The sequence below is a fragment of the Paenibacillus sp. FSL H7-0703 genome, assembly GCF_038003485.1.
Taxonomy (GTDB): domain Bacteria; phylum Bacillota; class Bacilli; order Paenibacillales; family Paenibacillaceae; genus Paenibacillus; species Paenibacillus polymyxa_B.
Window position 1 is genome coordinate 1872698 of record NZ_JBBOPF010000001.1, and the last position, 19652, is coordinate 1892349.

Consider the following 19652-nt stretch of genomic DNA (forward strand, 5'->3'; position numbering starts at 1 on the left):
CGGCCTTATAAATTCTTATAGGTATCATACCACACACGATGTGCTGCCTTCTACCGGAACTGGCCTGTCACCATAAGCAGCGCTTCTGGAAGTTGGTCCATTATCGCTGCCAAATTTTCATGCACACCTTTGGGCGTTCCTGGCAAATTGACGATCAGTGTACGTCCGCGTATTCCTACGATTCCACGGAATAGCATAGCCGCTGGATTTTTCTGCATCACGATCATTCTCATGGCTTCCGCCATGCCTGGCACTTCCCGTTCCACAACCCGCCTAGTCGCCTCCGGTGTCACATCACGGATCGCCAGCTCGGTTCCACCCGTAGTTAGTACCAGGTCTGCATGAAAATAATCGGTCATTTCGATTAAAGCCGCAATAATTTCATCCGGTTCATCGGGAACGATCCGGTATTCCACAATCTCTCCGCCCAGTTCTTCTTCGATGAGTTCCCGGATGACCTGTGCGCTTGTATCCTCACGCTCTCCCCTTGCCCCTTTATCACTGGCTGTTAGGATCGCCGTTTTCCACACCATAAGATCACCCTTCTCCTATCATGAAAGAATACTTTCTCTTCTGAAAATCAGAAACAGCCACGCTGCATCCTCCATCACATCACAGTACCCTCTCGGCGACAATGTTGTCTATGTCAAGGTTCCCGGTGGTCCTCCCTTTGAAAATCCCCATGCTTGCCACCTGTTTTGGATTGCAGCATAGTAGGGCCGATGATCATATCTTTTTGCAGCGCCTTGCACATATCATACACGGTTAACGCTGCGGCTGAAGCCGCTGTCAAAGCTTCCATTTCTACACCTGTCTTACCTTCGGTCTTCACTTCAACTTCAATATGAAGCACATCATGTCCATTATCGGAAAAAGTAATGTTCACGCCTGTCAGGGCCAGTGGATGACACATCGGTATCCAGTCTGACGTTTTTTTCGCGCCTTGAATCCCTGCGACCTGGGCCACAGCAAGAACATCCCCCTTGCCGATTCTTCCTTCTTTTACAGCCGTCAATGTAGCCGGATTCATCGTAATCTGAGTCACGGCAACTGCTGTACGAATCGTAGACGTTTTACCCGAAATATCTACCATCCGAGCCCGTCCCTGTTCGTTAAAATGAGTAAAGGAATCCACGACTCCCTCACAGCTCCTTTCACATACCCAACTTTACTTCATTCATCATTTGTCAATAATCACAATCTAAGCGTCCATCCAGAGTAAACAGCACGTCCACTCGCAAATCCCTTGGCTCCATGGGCACCTGTGTCAGCAATTGTCCCGGCAACAGCAGCGAGACATAAAGCGGACCTACATGGCTGTTGTTATGCTTCTCTGCCTCTACCTGTACGGTAAAGCGGTCATAATAGCCTCCGCCGTAGCCGATCCTGCCCCCACGACGATCGAAGGCCAAGCCGGGTACAACAACCCAGTCAATTCCCGTCCACATTTCAGGCGACCATTCCTTGCATGTCAAAGCAGGCTCAGGGATGTTCCAGATGCCGGGTACAATATCTCCGTACTGATCCATCTCCCTCAGCTCCATAGTTCGAGTTACCGGGTCCACTCTTGGGGCCAGGACACGATCTCCCTGTGACCAGCAATGCTCAATGAGGGGAGTCGTCGAAATCTCGCTGCCAAAAGAGAGATAACTAAATAAGGTTAGCTTATCTCCGTTTCTGTCTATTCTAAGCTGCTCCCATGCCTCGATTGCATGCCGACAGGCCACAGCCGATGCCTTCTGCCTTGTCAGCGGGTCCATGGAGTCACGCGCTTCCCGTTGCTGCAAACGCAGCGCGTTCTTCACATTACAGACATCCATCACATCCGCCCTCCCGCACAATCGTCGATAATCTTTAAAACGTTACTATTGTCCCATTTGTCAGTAAGTGCTGTACGTTGCAAGTTTTTTTCATTCTTTTTCACTTCTCGTTTAAGTTTATCATTGTTTATACAAATTGACTACACGCGGCTCAAGGGTTTACGGGGTGAAAGCAGTGCAATAGTGGGTAATTTCATGTAAACTGGAAGGAAGGTACCTGCGAAGAAAGCAGGTAGAACTGTGCAAAATGTAATGGAGGAACGATACGCTATGCTATTGCAAGTAACCGGAATTACTAAATCCTATGGAATTGAGCCCGTTCTGGACGGGATTAACCTTCAAATATTGGAACGTGAACGTATTGGACTGGTAGGTGTGAACGGTGCAGGCAAATCGACCCTGCTCAAAATCATTGCTGGTGAAATATCCTATGACAGTGGACAAATTTTCAAGGCGAAGGAGACCAGCATCGGTTATTTGGCGCAAAACAGCGGCTTGAATTCTGACCGTTCTATCTGGGGTGAAATGATGCTGGTGTTCACTCCCCTGATTGAAGCGGAACGGGAACTGCGGCAAATGGAACAGGACATCGCTGACCTGGCCAATGCTCAAAACGAAAAACGCTACGCAGATCTGCTGGAACGCTATGCACGTCGTTCAGACTGGTTCAAGGATCACGGTGGTTATGAAATGGAGACCCGTATTCGCAGCGTGCTGCACGGTATGGGCTTTGGTTCATTTGCACCTGAGACGCCCGTAGCTACTCTGAGCGGAGGACAGAAAACTCGGCTTGCGCTAGCGCGCATCCTACTGCTCGCACCAGATGTCCTTATGCTCGATGAGCCTACCAACTATCTGGATATTCAAACACTGACCTGGTTGGAGGATTATTTGCGCGGCTACTCCGGTTCTCTGCTGGTTGTATCACATGACCGTTATTTCTTGGACCGACTGGTAACGACGATTATTGAAATTGAACGCCATCGTTCTACTCGATATACAGGCAACTACAGCCGCTACATGGAGCTGAAGGCTGCCGAGTACGAAACGAATCTGAAGCATTACGAAAAGCAGCAAGGAGAAATTGCCCGTTTAGAAGCATTCGTACAACGTAATATCGTGCGGGCTTCCACGACCAAACGCGCTCAAAGTCGGCGCAAGCAGTTAGATAAAATGGAGCGTATGGATCGGCCCATGGGAGACTTGAAAAAGGCTCATTTTTCCTTTGAAACAGCCCATATGTCAGGTAAGGAAGTACTGGAGGTACGTGACCTCTCTGTGGGATATGAAGGTAAAAAGCCTTTATTCCAGCACGCATCGTTCGACTTAAAACGTGGTGATACCGTGGCACTGATTGGTCCAAACGGGATCGGAAAATCGACGTTGCTCAAATGTCTGACCGGATCACTTAAACCTGCTGCTGGCTCCATCCACTGGGGCACGAAAATCAAAATCGGCCTGTATGACCAGGAGCAGACGAACCTGAACCCCGCCAATACCGTACTGGAGGAGTTGTGGAGCGAGTACCCTCATATGGAAGAAGCACGTATTCGTACAGTGCTGGGTAATTTCCTGTTTAGCGGTGACGATGTACTTAAAAAGGTAGCTGCATTAAGCGGAGGGGAAAAAGCCCGTGTATCTCTGGCCAAGCTCATGCTGCGCGAAGCCAACGTGTTAATTCTAGATGAGCCTACCAACCATCTGGATCTGTTTAGCAAGGAAGTGCTGGAAGCGGCTTTGATGGACTATGACGGTACGCTGTTGTTCATTTCCCATGACCGTTATTTCCTGAACAAAATGGCGGAACGTGTCATCGAGCTTCATCCTGGGGGGATAGAACATTTCCTGGGGAATTATGATGACTATGTAGCCAAAAAGCAGGAGTTAGAGGAAATTGCGCAGGAAGCTCTGGAGGCAAATCAGGCCACACGCGGCAAAACATCGGCTACCTCTGCATCCGTGACAGACGAGACCACATCCAAATCACGCGCCGCCACCTATGCGGCAGACAAACAAGCCAAAAGCGAGGAACGTAGCCGTCAACGCAAGCTGGAGGCATTGGAAAACCAGATCAAAACGCTGGAAGAACAAATTTTAGGGCTGGAGGAACAAATGACCCTGCCTGAGATTTATCAGGATTACACAGCGCTTCAGAATATTCAGGCACAACTCGACACCCATAAACAGGAATTGACTGAAACCTATACCTCTTGGGAAGAGCTGTTAGAAGAATAAAAACTACTGCATAAAATCTTAGCCTTAAAAATTTCACATTTTCCTCTTCTATATTTTTGTACACAAGATTATCCACAGCTTATGTGTATGAATAAGATTGAAAAATGGCCATTCGGGCCATTTTTTTATTGATAAAAAGCCATTTTCAAATGAAAACCAAATTTATCCACCCTTTTATCCACATTATCCACAGATTTCACAAGAACTAAAGGTGTTACATATCCCCCAACTTGCTATCTCCAAAAAGTCTTAGCCTGCTTGCTTCGGGATCGGTTATCCACATTCGAAGCGGTATATGTGGATAACTTTGTTCACAACTTGACAAATCACATCATTATTCGGGCAATATCAAAATTCCGGATTTTTTTGATGGATCATGAAAAATCGTGAACAATTGTGACGAATGATGCGAGTGAATGAGATGCTGCCATTCATTTGCTCAAACTCCTGTATTTTATCCTCTTGAATTTATATTTTTTTGATCGTTATGGAGCGGAACAAAAAAGACACGACTCAACTGTGCCGTGTCTTGCTCATTCTTCTTCAATTAAGTTTGGACAGACCATTCTTCTAGAGACAGCCCTGGATCAGCCTTCATATCCAATGAGGTAAATTCCCCGCGCTTCCATTTGGCGTAGGCCGCAGCGCCGATCATCGCTGCATTATCTGTGCAATATTTCATCGATGGTACAAGCAGCTCGATTCCTTCGCGCTCACAGCGCTCCCGCAATGCTGTACGCAGTCCGCGATTAGCAGCCACACCGCCACAAAGCAGGAGCTGCTTCGCACCGTATTCACGCATGGCACGAATCGCCTTTTCCACCAGCACCTCGACGACCGACTCTTGAAAGCCTCTTGCGATCGCTCCCACATGAACGGTTTCTCCACGCATTTTCGTCTGGTTAATTACATTCAGCACCGCAGATTTCAAACCGCTAAAGCTAAAATCATAAGAATCCGGCTCCAGCCATGCACGCGGCAAAGTAACCACTTCCTCCGATTCATGAGCCACACGATCCACATGCGGGCCACCCGGATATGGAAACCCAATCGCTCTCGCTACTTTGTCGTAGGCTTCCCCAACCGCATCATCTCTTGTACGACCAATGAGTTGAAAATGACCTTCGGACTCCATCAGCACCAACTCTGTATGTCCTCCTGACACAACGAGAGCAATACACGGATATACGATATCATGCTCCAGCTGATTGGCATAAATATGTCCCGCGATATGATGCGTCCCGATTAATGGCTTGCCGAACGCCAAGGCAGCACTCTTGGCAGCGACAATTCCAACCAACAATGCGCCAACCAGTCCTGGTCCTTGTGTCACGGCAACCGCCGAAATCTCACGAGGGGTAATTCCCGATGTTTGCATGGCCTCGTCCAGCATGTAGGTGATGCTCTCCACATGTTTGCGTGAAGCCACCTCTGGCACAACACCACCAAAGGCTTTGTGTGTTTCAATCTGACTGGAAATCAAATTTGAGAGCACCTCTGTGCCATTTTTCACGACGGAAACAGCCGTCTCATCACAACTCGTTTCCACTGCCAGTATATAGCAAGGCTCGCCGGAGGCGGAGCCTGTACCTGCTTTTTCCTCTTGCGTCATTGCTTCTGCACGCTTCCTTCCTGTTCACCGGATGCCCCATGCGCGGGAAGATCCGCCCACATGATCACGGCATCCTCGTTATTATCCGAATAATAGCCTTTGCGCACACCTGCGGGCTTAAAGCCTTTTTTCTCATACAAGCCCTGAGCGATCCGGTTCGTTACCCGCACCTCCAGCGTCATACGTTCCATCCCTAAATAAGAGGCGGTCTGCATCAACTCATCCAACAGCTTGTCCCCAAGCTTGCGTCCGCGATAAGCCTCACGAATCGCAATATTCGTAATATGGGCCTCATCCATAATCGTCCACATGCCTGCGTAACCAATGGCTCGTCCGTCTAGTTCCATAATCATATATTTAGCGAAATGATTCATCGTCAGCTCATTGCGGAATGCTTCCTCCGTCCACGGCAGCGTGAACGCTTCATGCTCAATCTCCAGCACATCGGGAATATCATCCAGTTGCATCAAGCGAAACTCAAGTTTCTCTTCCCGCTGTATGTTCTTTGCCATGTTGTTCACCGCTCTCTTCAGCGCTGACGAAGCAGATTGGCTTCCGCCTCCGCCAGCTGGGTATAATTAGGAACCAGCGTATGTAGCTCGTCATGTTCTTGACGAAGCAGCTTATCCGCCCCAAGGCGGCCAACCCATCTTCCCTCCAGCTCATAAGGTACGATACGTAGCTCGCTCCAAGCACGCAGGCGCTCGGCTGTTTCGGCGTGAACCGCCGTTTCACCGACTAGCCAAATGACCGGAGGACGCTCTTCAGAGGGCAAAGCCTCCAGCCGTTGCAGCAGGTCATCGGTCCAAGCAGTCATTAAGCGAATTGCATCTGGCTCCAGCCGTTGCGGACTCTCGACGTCGTCAACTGTATTCACGGCGAACAGCCCCGTGTAAACCTGACCACGGCGCGCATCCAGCACAGGCACAATCCAGTCCGCTGCCTGCGCTCCGGACGAACCGTTATTCACAGACTCATTTTTATCTTCTTGTCCCTTCATCTCGATGCCGCGATTCCAACCACCCCACGCCAAAGCATGCAAAGTGGATATGGACGTCACCGGGATACCCCAGGCCCAAGCGAGTGTTTTGGCTGCGGTCACCGCAATCCGGATACCGGTATAAGACCCCGGTCCAACACCAACTGCAATACCATCTACATCATCTCGTGTCAGCCCTTCTTCATTCAGCAGTCGTTCCAGCTCGGTAATCACATGCACGGAGTGATTACGTTCGCCATAGACGTTGCTTTCTCCCAGCAATTCTCTTCCGTTCATCAGAGCGGCCGCCATCACGGTCGTCGCTGTATCTAACGTCAAAAACCGCTCACGCGGCTTTACATTCACATCTGTATGCTCTCTTTGCATGGTTCAAACTCCATTCTCCCGCAAACTGCGGCACCATTGTTCATAAGGCTCGCCGTACCCGGTCAGGTGAATCAAGCGCTCCCCCACATCCGTTGTTTCTATATACATGTGAAGCCGCTGCTCCGGCAATATATCCGGTATAATACTACCCCATTCCACCAGACATACTCCTGTCCCGTAAAAATATTCGTCCAGCCCGAGATCCTCCGCCTCGTCCTGGGAAATCCGGTACACATCCATATGATACAAAGGCAATCGGCCCTCGTACTCCTTAATGAGGGTAAAGGTTGGACTATTTACGACGCCCGGCACACCTAAATGGCCGGCAAAAGCCTTGGAAAAAGCAGTTTTGCCCGCTCCCAGATCTCCATCCAGCACAATCACCGTTCCGGGAACCGCTTTGGCTGCCAAAAAACCTGCCAATGACCCGGTCTGTGCCTCTGAGACAGAACGGAACGTAAACTGCTCCTGCGAAATTGTCATATATTTTAATCACCTTTCGTCCAAATCGGACCGTTCCAACTTGTTCTTTATTATATAGTTCACCTTATGTCGCCGCAAGGCATGAAGACATGCTATTGTAAGTTAGATGATACACACAGGGAGGGATTGAAACGATGGGGCAAACCGTTTTACTCATGATTGATGTTCAGCAGGCTATGTTCATGTATGATGAGAAGCTGTATCGTGAGCAGGAAGTTGTAGCGCATTTGCAGCAGCTTTTGGACAAAGCCAGAGCTACAGGTACACCGGTGATTTTTATACAGCATACCGATGAAACGGATGAGGATTTCCGAGAAAACAGTGTAGGCTGGGCCATCGCCGACGTAGTGCGTCCTCTTCCTCATGAACGAATTGTCCGTAAATCATCCTGGGACAGCTTCTACCAAACCGAATTGGGCCATGTACTGAAGGAACTGGGGGCCGATCAACTCGTAATCGCGGGGATGCAGACCGAGTTTTGCCTCGACACGACTTGCCGAAGCGCCTATAGTCTGGGATACCAGAACAACGTACTCGTATTGGATGCACATAGTACATTTGATAGCAAGGTGCTGAGCAGTGAACAAATTGTAGCTCATCATAATGGGATGCTTGGCAATCGTTTTGTGCGTTTACTCGCGACGGAAGATGTACATTTTTCGTGAGTTGTTGAAGTTTTATGTTCTAAGCCGATTGCTTTCAAGCAAGTCGGCTTCTTTTTTAGTTCATGTGAAAAACCGCCCTTTCGAGTGACACCTTTAACGAGAAGCAAGCTGGCACAATAGGACGAAGATCATGAATATTGAAAGGCAAAGCCGTCTTCAGAAAATTCTGGAGGCTTTTTTTATTTCCCAGCGATGAGTTAGATGATATTTGCGAAGAAAACTTTTTCACGTATGGATTGAAATTTTCATTTTTAACATAAAATTCAATTTATGATCATGATTTTCAGAAAAATTAAGAAATTAACAGAAAACATTAGAATGGCCTAATTTTTGTGGAGTATATGGCCCTATAAACATCTGTACATAGAAATGTGTAAATATTTGGACATTGAGCAAAATCTGCATTAGAACTATGATGAAACTGGTTTTAATTTCCAATGAGAGAAGGCGATCGAACCGTCACACTCACTGTCTTAGGCACCATGATATGCCCGCATGCAAATGTATCTTGCGTCGCTGCGTCTCGTAGGTTAAAAACGGAAATTACGAATTGAAGTGCAATCATGGATGTATTGTGTCTTGAACACAGCGAAAGGAATGTGAGTTTTTAATGAAAAAAGTAGCTTTAGTAAGCCCGTTGAGAACAGCGGTCGGCTCTTTTAACAAAACCCTTGCGCCTCTAAGCGCTTCCGAACTGGGAGCAACTGTGATGACAGCATGCCTTCAGCAAAGTAAATTAGAGCCTTCTTTGATTGATCAGATTTATTTGGGAAATGTTCTTCAGGCGGGCAATGGACAAAATCCTGCCAGACAGGCGGCATTAAAAGCCGGTATCCCTATTGATGTACCCGAAACAACGATAAATACAGTTTGCGGTTCAGGACTTCATGCCGTTGCTTTAGCTTACAATTCAATCTTGGCTGAACAAGGCAACGTCGTCTTGGCCGGAGGGATGGAGAGCATGTCGAATGCCCCTTACCTGCTAAGGAATGCAAGAAACGGCTACAAACTTGGCAACGGTGAGTTGGTAGACTCCCTAGTGGCCGACGGCCTTACGTGCCCGATCAACCATTACCATATGGGAATTACCGCAGAAAATGTTGCCGAGAAATATGGAATTTCAAGACTTGAACAGGACGAATTTGCCTATCAAAGCCAGCTAAAAGCCGTAGAAGCAAAAAACAAAAAGCTTTTTGAAGAGCAAATTGTTCCGGTCATGATCAAAACCAAAAAAGAAACTATTTCTTTCACAGAGGACGAACACATAAGAGGAAATACAACGCAAGAAAAACTTTCTCAATTAAAACCTGCGTTTAAGGAGAACGGGACGGTTACCGCCGGAAATGCTTCAGGAATCAATGATGGCGCGGCCGCCGTGCTTGTAGTATCGGAAGACAAATGCAAGGAACATGCATTAAAGCCATTGGCATATATCAAAGGTTATTCACTTGTTGGCGTTGACCCTGCATATATGGGAATGGGGCCAGTGAAAGCCATTTCGACACTTCTTAAGCAGCAAGGTATATCCATCGATACCATTGATCTTTTTGAAATTAATGAAGCATTTGCCTCACAAGCATTAGCGGTAGTGAAAGAGCTAGGGGTCAGTCTGGACAAAGTGAATGTCAATGGCGGCGCAATCGCGATCGGGCATCCTGTCGGTGCCAGCGGTGCTAGGATATTGACTACGTTGGTTCACGAAATGGTGCGAAGATCTTCACGCTACGGTATCGCCTCGTTATGCATCGGAACAGGAATGGGAATAGCGATGCTGGTTGAAAATGCGCTCATTTAAAGTGCGTGTTCAGGATGACTTTTAGAACTATCTCTTAAAAGGAAGGGAGATCGCTATGAATCAAAAAGATGTACTTTCACTCCAATCTATGCCTGCGGCTAGCGGCAGCTACGGGCGCCCACCATACCGCTTCATCAACCGGGAATTTTTTATCATTACCTACGAGACTGATCCCGCTGCGATAAGACAGGCGGTCCCAGAACCTCTTGAGCCGGATGGAAGCAATACGGTCTCCTATGAATGGATCAAGATGCCCGATTCTTCCGGTTTAGGATGCTATGAGGAAAGTGGTATTGTCATTCCGTGTACTTTTCATGGAGAACCCTGCAATTTTGTTGCCCAAATGTATTTGGATAACGCGCCTGCTATTCTGGGGGGACGTGAAGTCTGGGGATTTCCAAAAAAATGGGCAAAGCCTCGCTTGATCGTTGAGGAGACGGAGACGCTGACGGGTACATTGCATTATAACAACGTCCTGGTGGCCACGGGAACTATGCCTTTCAAATATAACATTCTTGATGAAAAGGAAACGGCAAAAGCTATCGCAAAAACGCAAGTTAATTTAAAGTTAATTCCTGATGTTGACGGTACCCCCAAAATCGCTCAGTTAGTAGCGTATAATCTTGAGAACATTACTGTAAAAGGAGCCTGGTCAGGGCCTGCCAGGTTAAGCCTGATCCCCCATGTCAACGCTCCTGTGGCAGATTTGCCGGTTAAATCTTATATTGGCGGGAAACATTTTATTGCTGATTTAACGCTTCCATATGGAAGAGTCCTCTACGATTATCTTCAATAAAGTTTGCTTTCCTAAAAAATATATATAAGGAGAAGGAACCATGAATAACAAAGTAATCTCCGCTGAAGAAGCAGTTAAGAAGGTCAAAGACGGAGACACGGTGATGGTCGGAGGTTTTCTGGCAGGAGGCTTTCCGGAGGAGCTGGTTCGTGCGCTTGTCGACACCAATCCCGCCAGCAATCTTACGATTGTTTCCAATGACACAGGCACACCGGAATTATCTATCTATAAGCTTGTAAAAAGTGGCAGAGTAAAGCGAATTTTTGCATCCTATATCGGCTCCAATCCGGAAACGGGAAGGCTCCTGATGACGAAAGAAGCTGAGGTCCAACTCTTCCCGCAAGGCACGCTCGCTGAAAAAATACGCGCAGGAGGAGCCGGTTTGGGCGGGGTTTTAACACCTGTAGGTGTAGGCACCGTTGTAGAGGAAGGAAAAAAGAAAATAGAAATTGATGAAAGGGAATATTTGCTCGAACTCCCGCTCAAAGCGGATGTGGCGCTAATCAGAGCCCATAAGGCTGATGAAGCAGGTAATCTTGTCATCAACGGCTCTTCACGTAACTTCAATATGGTTATGGCTACAGCGGCAGAGTATGTAGTTGCTCAGGTAGACGAATACGTAAAGACGGGTGAAATTGACCCCAATCATGTCAACGTTCCCGGAATATTTGTCGACGCAATTGTAAAGGTGGGTGAAAACGCATGAATAACAGAGAATTCATTGCTCGAAGAATAGCCCAGGAATTCAAAAGTGGTGAAGTTGTCAACCTTGGTGTCGGATTGCCTACAATGGTAGTGGACTATATCCCCGATGACATTCATATTATGCTGCAGGCTGAGAACGGAATCCTCGGTGTAGGCCCCAAAGCGGCTCAGGGAAAAGAAAGGCTCGATTGTATCGATTCAGGCGGAAACTACGTTACAACCATGGAAGGAGCATGCTTTTTTGACAGTGCACTTTCATTTTCCATCATCCGCGGAGGGCATGTGGATATCACCGTGCTGGGCGCCCTGGAGGTCGACGAGAAAGGCAACCTTGCAAGCTGGATGATCCCTGGGAAAAAGGTGCCAGGTATGGGAGGAGCCATGGATTTGGTAGTTGGAGCCAAGAGAGTGATTGTAGCCATGGAGCATGTGAACAAAAATGGGGCGCCGAAAATACTGGAACAATGCAAGCTGCCCTTGACTGCTGTAAATGTTGTAAAGACCATAGTAACCGAAAAGGCTGTCATCGATGTTATTCCGGGTAAAGGGCTGATGCTGAAAGAAATTGCTCCGGGTTTGACGGTGGAAGACGTTCAATTAGCAACAGAGGCTAAACTGATAGTTTCACCACATTTGAGGGCCATAGCAGTTTAAAGTTCATAGAAAGGAACCAGCTGCACCTTCAAATTAACTTGTCTGGCGTTTAACTTGTCCCCTCGACTGCATTCATTATTACAAATAAGGTTCGCTAATTGCTCATTGAGCAATTGCGAGCCTTTTAGGGTTGGAGCGGGACCATTCAAGCAGCATTCTACGATAAAAGCCCACAGCTGTCCAAAATCTTTCTAAAGCTATACCCCATACTATGGGGAAAAATCTGTTTGGTGCCCCTCTTCTATTGTTCTTCTAAACGATCCACACGGACGGTTTGGGTATTGCCGGGTCTGCTACCTATCTGTACCGTTGCCATACCGTTCGCTTCGTCTACATGCTCAATCCAGATCGGTTTACCATCCAATTGTACGGCAATATTTTCGGATGAATCATAAATGGCTTTTGCTCGGTCCACGTTCATGCTATTCTTCCCCTCCTGATTGTTGTTGTGTGCATTCTTTCAGAAATATAGGTCACTAGTCTTCATCTATAATCCGTTCAACGTCTAATGATGGAAAGCTGTGAGAAGGAGAGGTTGAAACTACAGCCTCCAAATCCACATGAGCCACAGCTACGGGAAAAGGCGGCTGGATTCCATGGGAAAGGGCAAACTCGGGCGGCAATGCATCCTGTTCGCCTCCGGCGGGTCCCCGAAAGGCGATATGGCTTTGGCCCACACGATGCCTGATTTGCCGAGGATAGGATTTTTCGGACATAAATTGTGTACCTCCTTTTGAATAGGATATGCCTTACTATGCACCAAAATTGCTGTAATCATGCGCAAACGGAAGTAATTTGCAGCCTTCATTTGCACCTCATACAATCACTTGTACGAAGCATACTAAGTGAAAAATCATATTGCTCATATCACGGGTTGACCGGAAACGAAGGATGCAAAATGCGGATTTAAGAAAAGGGGGACTGGCGGTATGCATACGGTCTGGAAAGGCGCGATCAGCTTCGGGCTGGTTCATGTGCCCGTTAAAATGTTTTCAGCTACGGAGGATAAGGACATTTCCATGCGTTATATTCACAAGGAATGTGGAAGCCCACTTAGCTATGTACGAAAGTGTCCCGTTTGTGACAAGGAGGTCGAATGGGAGGAAATTGGAAAAGGCTACGAATATGAAAAAGGAAAATTTGTCATGTTCGACAAGGAGGAACTGGAGCAAGTTAGCGGACAAGCGGATAAAAATATTGTCATTTTGGATTTTGTGGATTTGCAGGAAATTGATCCGATTTACTTTCAGAAAACGTATTATTTATCCCCGGATCAAGCTGGCTCCAATGCGTATAAGCTGCTCATGAATGCGATGAAGGATACCGGGAAAATCGGGATTGCCCAAATCTCCATCCGCTCTAAAAGCAGCCTGGCGGCTATTCGGGTGTTGGATGAATGTTTGGCTGTGGAGACGATGTTTTACCCCGATGAAATTCGCCCCATTGCTCAAGTTCCTAACTTACCAAGGCAGGAGGAGGTTAAAGAGAAGGAGCTGACCATGGCAAAAATGCTGATCGAGCAGCTATCTACACCTTTTGATGCAGCGAAGTATACGGATCAGTACCGCGAGCGTCTGCTGGATCTCATTCAGCATAAAGTGGCTGGTGAAGAGGTGCGAATCGCCCCAACACAGCCTCAGACCAACGTAGTAGATTTAATGGCCGCCCTTCAGGCCAGCATCGAAGCAGTGCAACCTGTCGTTACCGATCCCGGCCCTGCTGCGAAAAAACGCCCTGCGCGTAAACCAGCAGCCCCAACAGCACAGCAGGCTGTTGCAGGCGAGAACATCTCTCCGACTCCAGTCAAAAAGAAAAGAAGCACTGCCAAACGTAAAGAAACTTAAGCTGAGTTACAGAAAAGTCTGACTAAGGGGTGGCGGTGAGACTGCTTTGATACGATAGTAGCTGACTGAACGCCCCCCGCTCCTCTTGTTCCAGTTGGCGGTAGCTCCCCTGCTGTATGACCTCGCCTTGATCCAGTACGACAATTTGATCTGCATGTCTGATGGTTGACAGGCGGTGAGCGATGACGATCAACGTCATTTGACCTTTCATCCGTTCCAGTGCTGCCTGAATTGCGGCTTCATGCTCACCATCCAGCGCACTTGTCGCTTCATCTAGTATAAGTACCGGAGGATGATGCAAGACAGCCCGTGCTAATACTAGCCGTTGACGTTCTCCTCCAGACAGACGAATCCCGCGATCTCCAATGACCGTGTCCAGCCCTTCGGGCAGTCTGGATACAAAGCTGTCTGCGGCTGCAAAATGTAACGCCTCCCATAGTTGCTGCTCACTAGCATCCTTATCTGCCAGCATCAAATTTTCGCGGACAGTCGCATGAAATAAAAATGGGTCTTGTGACACGTAGCCAAACGACTGCCGCCACTGGGGCAACAATTCGTCGTCCAGAACAAGCCCGTCTATTGTAATCTGCCCCCCAGTTGGACGTAAAAAACCCATCAGGACATCGACCATTGTACTTTTACCTGCTCCCGATTTCCCTACAATGGCTGTCATTCCCCGGGCGGGTATGAACAAATTGATACGATGCAGCGCAGGCTCTGCTGCACCATCGTAGCGATAACCCAGATGGCTGCATTCAATTCCATGACGAAGGGACAGGGGTTGCCGTACAGCTGCAGATGATAGATTGAATACCGATGGATCGGAGAAAGCTTCGCACTCCTGTTGCACCTTGGTGACACTTTCAAAAGCGGAGATCATAGACATGATGTATTCCAGACTCGCTTGAATAAGAGCAAATCGGGGCCATAAGCGGGAAAATATAAGAATCAACACAATCAGTTTTTCAGATGTAACATGCAGCCACTGCAACGATATAAATATGACACAAGCGACAAAAACAGCTGCCGCTGTACGATGAAAAAACTGTGTGGACGCATTTTGCCGGACAAATTGGGTCGTATTATCCTCCATTCGTTGTGTCAGGGAGCGAAACCAATGGATATTCGCCGCTTCCAACAGATTGCTTTTAATATCTTTCATGCCGTTCATGTGATCCGTAATTCCAGCAAAATAAACCTGCGACAGCTCAGTCGTACGATCACCTAATTGTTTGGCATTTCGAATGGAGCGGCGGAACACGACAAACAGCCCCAATCCACTCAGAAATACCAGTCCGGTTAAAGAGGGGGATAACCAAAAAGCCAGCGCAATCTGGATCAGCGTAAACATGACGGCTGTAGTCAGTTGAAGAAGCAAATTCGTTCCCTGACTGACACGCGCCAGCTCGGTCGTCATCACATGGCTAAAATCAGATTTACGCTGACGCAAATAAAAGGCCCACTGCGCCTTCATAAAGGAAGTGTACACGTCTATTCGAAGAGAACGCATAAAACGCTGCTGAATCCGCGAATTCAGGATGGACTGGTAACGCTGAAGCAAAGCCTGCCCTGTAAGCAGCACTACAAAAACCATCAACATCCCCGGCAACAGCCACCTTTTAGGAATGAACGCCAAAAAATGATCCAATCCATCAGACAGAAATGGCATCCCTGAATGACCGACAAATACGCCGATGGCCGCCAGCATAGGAACAAGCATATAAATGCCAAAACCCTCCAGTAGGCTAACAATGATCATACATCCAATATTGAGAAATAACGCACCTCCGTTCACGCTATACAGCTTTGTCATATATATTCGCAGGTGAACCATAATGCACACTCCTTATCCAGGATTTTGCAAAATTCGATTCCAGTCGCTCCAAAGTGCAATATATAGACGAACTAGACCATTTCGATCTATATATTGTTCATTGAAAGCCGCTTATTGGATTTTTACAAAATCCTCTATCGAGTCAGTGCTTTGAAAATCGCCGCTTCAGCCAAAGAAATGGACGTAAAGGGATATACAAAAAATGCAGCTGGCGAGGCAGTGGAAAAACGGCCGAATCCCCCGTAGAAGGAAACAAACGGCTGATGAGGTACCTTAGTCTGTGTCTTGGCTCTTTTAAGGAAAGCAAGTAAGTGCGGCTGACCGGCTGATGGGCAGCCGCCTTATTTCTGGTCATGACTTGGCTGGAGGCGACAGCTGGAGTAATGGGGGCACAACTGCTAGCGGTGCTCATCGGGCTATGATCGTCGTTATTGGCATCTTCCGTGATGCTAGTAACGCCACGGGTGGTACGCATGGCTGCTTCGCCAGAGCTACCGCACAATGAAGGACCGCCATCCGGAGGGGCGGCCTCCGCTTGCTCCGCCAAAGCTCTGCTGTGCAACAGCTCTGATGGAGCAAGCCTATCTGTACCCGACCCGTGGGCAATCGGGTATGGTGCGGGAACGCTGGCCTGCATGAAGGCCAGCGCGCTCAGCGCGAGTCTGTGCGCCTGCCGGGTAGCCGATACCGGACGCATCAGCTCTGGTATCGGCGTACCCAACAACGCAGCGGCGAGCGCCCAGGCCTGCCCGCCAGCAGGCAGGCCCCCGTAGCGGCGCATCATCGGCAGTAGCGCCTCCCAATCGACAGCACATACCGCAAGCCTGTCGATGTCAACCAGCCAGCGCAGCCTGAACCAGCCGTGACGCGCACCATGCGCACTCAAGTACAGAAATTGATGCTCGCTGCCAAGCGTATACATACAGGACGTCATCGCAGTCCTGTTGTCGGCAGGTGCCAACGGTACCATCCGACTGGCTCCTGTAGCTTTACCCATTTGCCGACAGCTCCACAGCTCGTCAAAAGAGGGTTCCCCACCCCCATCCGGGTGAAGACGCCAATGCAACTCTATCTCTACCCGTTTTTGCGGATGGAGGTAGGATGCATGATGGTCCTTCCATTTCCAACTGCCAAGGACACGCACTTCTCCGCTCTTGGGCGCATATCCGGCTTCCTTCATCCAATGCTCAGCCTCATCCATATCGTCAGGGGCAATGAGTAAATCGATGTCCTTGGAGGTACGCAGAGAAACATCCCCGTACAATTGCTGCGCCAGAGCAGGACCCTTTAACATAAGCACACGAATTCCATGAGCTATGAGCAGCCTGGTCAGACGCCCGGCTTCTGCTTGAAGATGGAGCATGCGAAGCGTGTTTCGATGATATTGCGCCTGAAGGTCTCGCAACAATTCTGCGGGAATGCATGGATGATTCAATGTTTTCAGTTGGAGATACACCGTAGGTACCACTCGATGGTGCTCGGTCAGACGTAAAAAGCGGATCCAATCCATCTCACGCAGCTGGGTAGCAGCAGTCTTATCCTGCCAATGAGAAACGTCTTTCCCCAATAGAGAGAGTAACAACGTTAATTCCTGATCCTCATTCCAATTCGCAAGTTCCAAAACAGACTTGGTGGGCATGCATTCTTCTCCTTCTTGTCTCATCGCATTAAAGCAAAGAACTACCTTTATCTGCCATCTTTGTATTTGTATCCGTCACAGCACGTCTCCCGAATATCCCCACCACCGTAAATGCTTCCATCTCCCGTTTCCCCGTGACATAAATCGGTCCGCTACGTACCCATGCATGTGCGGCCAAGCGGCCAGCGGCATTTTTGGCTGTGCCCAGATACAGCGTGCAGTCCAGTTTTCTACGTCCCAGCAATGTCATTGCCGCAGCGGCTTGTACAAGACAACTACTGCGCCAAGGAGTATAACGGCTTGCCAGCTCCACAGCGTGTGAAATCTGCTGAATGGACTTCTCCTGCCCGACATCACACTGCCATGGAGTTTCTTCCATACATATGCCCCAAATCCTAGAGTAGTCCCCAAAAGAACGACGCTGGCGTAGCCTCGCCCATCCCAGCTCCAGCCAAGCTTCCGGCAACAATCTCCTGACCTCTGGAGACAGGAGAAGAAGCCGTTGTATCCGCATATTATACCGACTCCCGTAGAAGCTTTAACAGTCCTTCCCGCTCCAACTCAGCCACAAAGGTATGTACCTGCTGTCTGCACTGTTCCTCGTCCACCTCATATTCGTTCGTCAGGATTGTTACGATATCGCCAAGTGAAGGACCGGATTCTGCCAGTTCCCAGATTCGTCCTCCTGTGAAGCCTAAGTTGTAATATTTACCAGTGTTAATACTCATCATCACTTTTTCCCCGTCCATATCACTGACGTAGACCTCTTCACCGTAAATGACGCGATAATGGTCTTTAGCTGGATTAGTGGCTGCCATAACTCTTTTCCTCCTTACGAATGATATCAAGTACCCGTTGTACAACCTCGGACGCAGTAAAGACGGAACTATCCCTCAGCAGCCGCCAACCCTCTACTTTACGAGCCATCCTAGCCGCTGTATCAAAAGACCATTCACTCAAACCCATTCGCGGAATAATCACCCTACGATATGTATGTTGTAGTAATGTATGCAAGCACTCCAGAACGTTCAAGGGCTGTTCCGTAACTGCCACTAACTCCCCTTCGCGCATCAACGCACGGATTGGTGAATCTGCCACTAGCTCAAATACGCCTCCTAAGGGCAGCGGATCGTTAAAAAATTCATCTACGGCGGGTACGGCATATTTATTCAGCTCACCTGCAAGCATACGCAGATCTCTGTAATGTGGCATTACAGAATTGCCATCCGTTAGGGACCGTATGTGATTTATTGTGCGTGCATGCTTGTTCTCCCGTAAAGCCTCCAGTTGGAGCAAGCTATCCAATCCCAACTTTTGCTGCGGATAAGCTGGATACACGATGGCTGAGGAAGCCGTAGCTTCTACAGCAATCACGTCATCACTAACCATCTGATAACCTGCCTGCCTAAAAGTAGCCGCCAGTGTCGATTTCCCCGTACCCGATTCACCCACAAATGCGTATGCCCTCCCCCCAATGACGACCGCACTTCCGTGAATAGGTAATATTCGTCTTTGCATCAGCAGAACACCCATGCACGTACCCAGCACAAATAGCCGCACGGTGTCAGGATCGGCCCCGGAGAATATGCTTACCTCGATTTCCTTGCCTTCCCTGACGGCATAAATGGCCGTGCCTGGTATTTGGAACATAAATCGTTCATCCAGCATCACAAAATTGGCCTGTTCCAGCTGACCACTCCATGCAGTCAAATCAGCCTGTCGAATGACTACATCCTCTACTGCTTCCGGTGCTGCCAGGAGCAGTTCAGGCAGATTCAGTTCACTGGCAATCCTGAGTCCAAAGGCTGTATATTTCGTCCAACTAACATTTGCACTCCTGTCATGCACGGTAGGACTCACTCCTCTGTCCTTAAAAATCCCGTCTTTATTTCTTGGGCAAAACCTCTAACCCGAAAGAAATAAAGACGGCTCTGTATTGAATACGAGTCCAATGGATTATGCTATTTTCGTTCATTCAATCGTTATCGGCCGAGCTGTCTGGCTTCCAGTCCAACATCGGCTGCATGTATAACCATCTATTAGCTTGGATTATAAATATCGGCATCGTGGTCGGACACCCAATCAATCTGTCTCCAGCCTTTCCCCGCCATGGTCTGGCTAATATCCAACACCTCTATCGTCGGTTCCTGCCATTCTTTTTTACTCATTTCATCACCTCCCCTCCAACGAATGACGAACTGTCC

At 48.4% G+C, this 19652-nt stretch carries 22 protein-coding genes; 7 read left to right on the forward strand and 15 right to left on the reverse strand.

What is annotated here, in order from left to right; genetic code table 11:
• Positions 1 to 50: 50 nt before the first annotated feature.
• The 3 genes from MHB46_RS08000 to MHB46_RS08010 all read right to left on the reverse strand — a co-directional run bounded on the left by MHB46_RS08000 (position 51) and on the right by MHB46_RS08010 (position 1820).
• Complete coding sequence (locus MHB46_RS08000) at positions 51 to 533, reverse strand: MogA/MoaB family molybdenum cofactor biosynthesis protein (RefSeq protein WP_013309212.1); 483 nt, start codon at positions 531 to 533, stop codon at positions 51 to 53.
• Positions 534 to 646: 113 nt separating this feature from the next.
• Positions 647 to 1135 (reverse strand): cyclic pyranopterin monophosphate synthase MoaC, encoded by a 489-nt coding sequence (gene moaC / locus MHB46_RS08005; protein WP_013309211.1) that lies wholly within the window; start codon positions 1133 to 1135, stop codon positions 647 to 649.
• A 52-nt stretch (positions 1136 to 1187) separates the two neighbouring features.
• The gene (locus MHB46_RS08010) at positions 1188 to 1820 is read right to left on the reverse strand and encodes a 5-formyltetrahydrofolate cyclo-ligase (protein ID WP_341163701.1); all 633 of its coding nucleotides are present in this window, start codon (positions 1818 to 1820) and stop codon (positions 1188 to 1190) included.
• Positions 1821 to 2090: 270 nt separating this feature from the next.
• Between MHB46_RS08010 and MHB46_RS08015 the strand changes: the two genes are divergently transcribed.
• Entirely contained in the window at positions 2091 to 4055 is a 1965-nt protein-coding gene (locus MHB46_RS08015; RefSeq protein ID WP_039270134.1) for an ABC-F family ATP-binding cassette domain-containing protein, read from the forward strand.
• Positions 4056 to 4602: 547 nt separating this feature from the next.
• Here MHB46_RS08015 and tsaD read toward each other — a convergent pair.
• Genes tsaD through tsaE form a run of 4 tightly spaced genes read right to left on the reverse strand, consistent with a single transcriptional unit; the run spans position 4603 to position 7516 of the window.
• Positions 4603 to 5667, reverse strand: a complete 1065-nt coding sequence (gene tsaD / locus MHB46_RS08020; protein WP_023987471.1) for a tRNA (adenosine(37)-N6)-threonylcarbamoyltransferase complex transferase subunit TsaD — start codon at positions 5665 to 5667, stop codon at positions 4603 to 4605.
• Positions 5664 to 6179: a ribosomal protein S18-alanine N-acetyltransferase gene (gene rimI, locus MHB46_RS08025; protein ID WP_039269584.1), complete on the reverse strand. Its 516-nt coding sequence runs from the start codon at positions 6177 to 6179 to the stop codon at positions 5664 to 5666. The genes tsaD and rimI overlap by 4 nt, the downstream gene beginning before the upstream one ends.
• A 17-nt stretch (positions 6180 to 6196) precedes the next feature.
• Positions 6197 to 7033 carry a tRNA (adenosine(37)-N6)-threonylcarbamoyltransferase complex dimerization subunit type 1 TsaB gene (gene tsaB / locus MHB46_RS08030; protein ID WP_341162024.1) on the reverse strand — a complete coding sequence of 279 codons (837 nt, stop codon included), beginning with the start codon at positions 7031 to 7033 and terminating at the stop codon, positions 6197 to 6199.
• A 3-nt stretch (positions 7034 to 7036) separates the two neighbouring features.
• Entirely contained in the window at positions 7037 to 7516 is a 480-nt protein-coding gene (tsaE, locus tag MHB46_RS08035; protein ID WP_341162025.1) for a tRNA (adenosine(37)-N6)-threonylcarbamoyltransferase complex ATPase subunit type 1 TsaE, read from the reverse strand.
• A gap of 134 nt (positions 7517 to 7650) precedes the next feature.
• Here tsaE and MHB46_RS08040 point away from each other — a divergent pair, with 134 nt between their 5' ends.
• The 5 genes from MHB46_RS08040 to MHB46_RS08060 all read left to right on the forward strand — a co-directional run bounded on the left by MHB46_RS08040 (position 7651) and on the right by MHB46_RS08060 (position 12131).
• Positions 7651 to 8181 carry a cysteine hydrolase family protein gene (locus MHB46_RS08040; RefSeq protein ID WP_341162026.1) on the forward strand — a complete coding sequence of 177 codons (531 nt, stop codon included), beginning with the start codon at positions 7651 to 7653 and terminating at the stop codon, positions 8179 to 8181.
• Positions 8182 to 8791: 610 nt separating this feature from the next.
• The gene (locus MHB46_RS08045) at positions 8792 to 9976 is read left to right on the forward strand and encodes an acetyl-CoA C-acetyltransferase (RefSeq protein ID WP_341162027.1); all 1185 of its coding nucleotides are present in this window, start codon (positions 8792 to 8794) and stop codon (positions 9974 to 9976) included.
• 55 nt (positions 9977 to 10031) lie between these two features.
• Complete coding sequence (locus tag MHB46_RS08050) at positions 10032 to 10772, forward strand: acetoacetate decarboxylase (protein ID WP_341162028.1); 741 nt, start codon at positions 10032 to 10034, stop codon at positions 10770 to 10772.
• 40 nt (positions 10773 to 10812) lie between these two features.
• The gene (locus MHB46_RS08055) at positions 10813 to 11478 is read left to right on the forward strand and encodes a CoA transferase subunit A (RefSeq protein ID WP_160789051.1); all 666 of its coding nucleotides are present in this window, start codon (positions 10813 to 10815) and stop codon (positions 11476 to 11478) included.
• The gene (locus MHB46_RS08060; RefSeq protein ID WP_341162029.1) at positions 11475 to 12131 is read left to right on the forward strand and encodes a 3-oxoacid CoA-transferase subunit B; all 657 of its coding nucleotides are present in this window, start codon (positions 11475 to 11477) and stop codon (positions 12129 to 12131) included. The genes MHB46_RS08055 and MHB46_RS08060 overlap by 4 nt, the downstream gene beginning before the upstream one ends.
• Positions 12132 to 12372: 241 nt before the next feature.
• On the opposite strand, the gene MHB46_RS08065 is transcribed toward MHB46_RS08060, so the two are convergent.
• Together MHB46_RS08065 and MHB46_RS08070 are read right to left on the reverse strand one after the other, a co-directional pair.
• Positions 12373 to 12552: an H-type small acid-soluble spore protein gene (locus MHB46_RS08065; protein WP_341162030.1), complete on the reverse strand. Its 180-nt coding sequence runs from the start codon at positions 12550 to 12552 to the stop codon at positions 12373 to 12375.
• Between the two features lie 55 nt (positions 12553 to 12607).
• Complete coding sequence (locus MHB46_RS08070) at positions 12608 to 12847, reverse strand: hypothetical protein (RefSeq protein WP_341162031.1); 240 nt, start codon at positions 12845 to 12847, stop codon at positions 12608 to 12610.
• A gap of 213 nt (positions 12848 to 13060) precedes the next feature.
• Here MHB46_RS08070 and ku point away from each other — a divergent pair, with 213 nt between their 5' ends.
• Positions 13061 to 13975, forward strand: a complete 915-nt coding sequence (ku, locus tag MHB46_RS08075; RefSeq protein WP_341162032.1) for a non-homologous end joining protein Ku — start codon at positions 13061 to 13063, stop codon at positions 13973 to 13975.
• 22 nt (positions 13976 to 13997) lie between these two features.
• Here the strand turns inward: ku and MHB46_RS08080 are convergent, their stop codons facing one another.
• The 6 genes from MHB46_RS08080 to MHB46_RS08105 all read right to left on the reverse strand — a co-directional run bounded on the left by MHB46_RS08080 (position 13998) and on the right by MHB46_RS08105 (position 19616).
• The gene (locus MHB46_RS08080) at positions 13998 to 15809 is read right to left on the reverse strand and encodes an ABC transporter ATP-binding protein (RefSeq protein WP_341162033.1); all 1812 of its coding nucleotides are present in this window, start codon (positions 15807 to 15809) and stop codon (positions 13998 to 14000) included.
• A 142-nt stretch (positions 15810 to 15951) separates the two neighbouring features.
• Positions 15952 to 17448 carry a nucleotidyltransferase domain-containing protein gene (locus tag MHB46_RS08085; RefSeq protein WP_341162034.1) on the reverse strand — a complete coding sequence of 499 codons (1497 nt, stop codon included), beginning with the start codon at positions 17446 to 17448 and terminating at the stop codon, positions 15952 to 15954.
• Positions 17449 to 17476: 28 nt separating this feature from the next.
• Positions 17477 to 17962: a lasso peptide biosynthesis B2 protein gene (locus MHB46_RS08090; protein WP_254350979.1), complete on the reverse strand. Its 486-nt coding sequence runs from the start codon at positions 17960 to 17962 to the stop codon at positions 17477 to 17479.
• A gap of 1 nt (position 17963) precedes the next feature.
• Positions 17964 to 18266, reverse strand: coding sequence for a lasso peptide biosynthesis PqqD family chaperone (locus tag MHB46_RS08095; protein ID WP_165176423.1), 303 nt, complete (start codon positions 18264 to 18266; stop codon positions 17964 to 17966).
• Positions 18253 to 19296: a serine kinase gene (locus MHB46_RS08100; RefSeq protein WP_341162035.1), complete on the reverse strand. Its 1044-nt coding sequence runs from the start codon at positions 19294 to 19296 to the stop codon at positions 18253 to 18255. Before MHB46_RS08100 ends, MHB46_RS08095 begins: the two co-directional genes overlap by 14 nt.
• 191 nt (positions 19297 to 19487) lie before the next feature.
• Positions 19488 to 19616, reverse strand: a complete 129-nt coding sequence (locus MHB46_RS08105; RefSeq protein WP_134902123.1) for a paeninodin family lasso peptide — start codon at positions 19614 to 19616, stop codon at positions 19488 to 19490.
• Between the last annotated feature and the right edge of the window lie 36 nt (positions 19617 to 19652).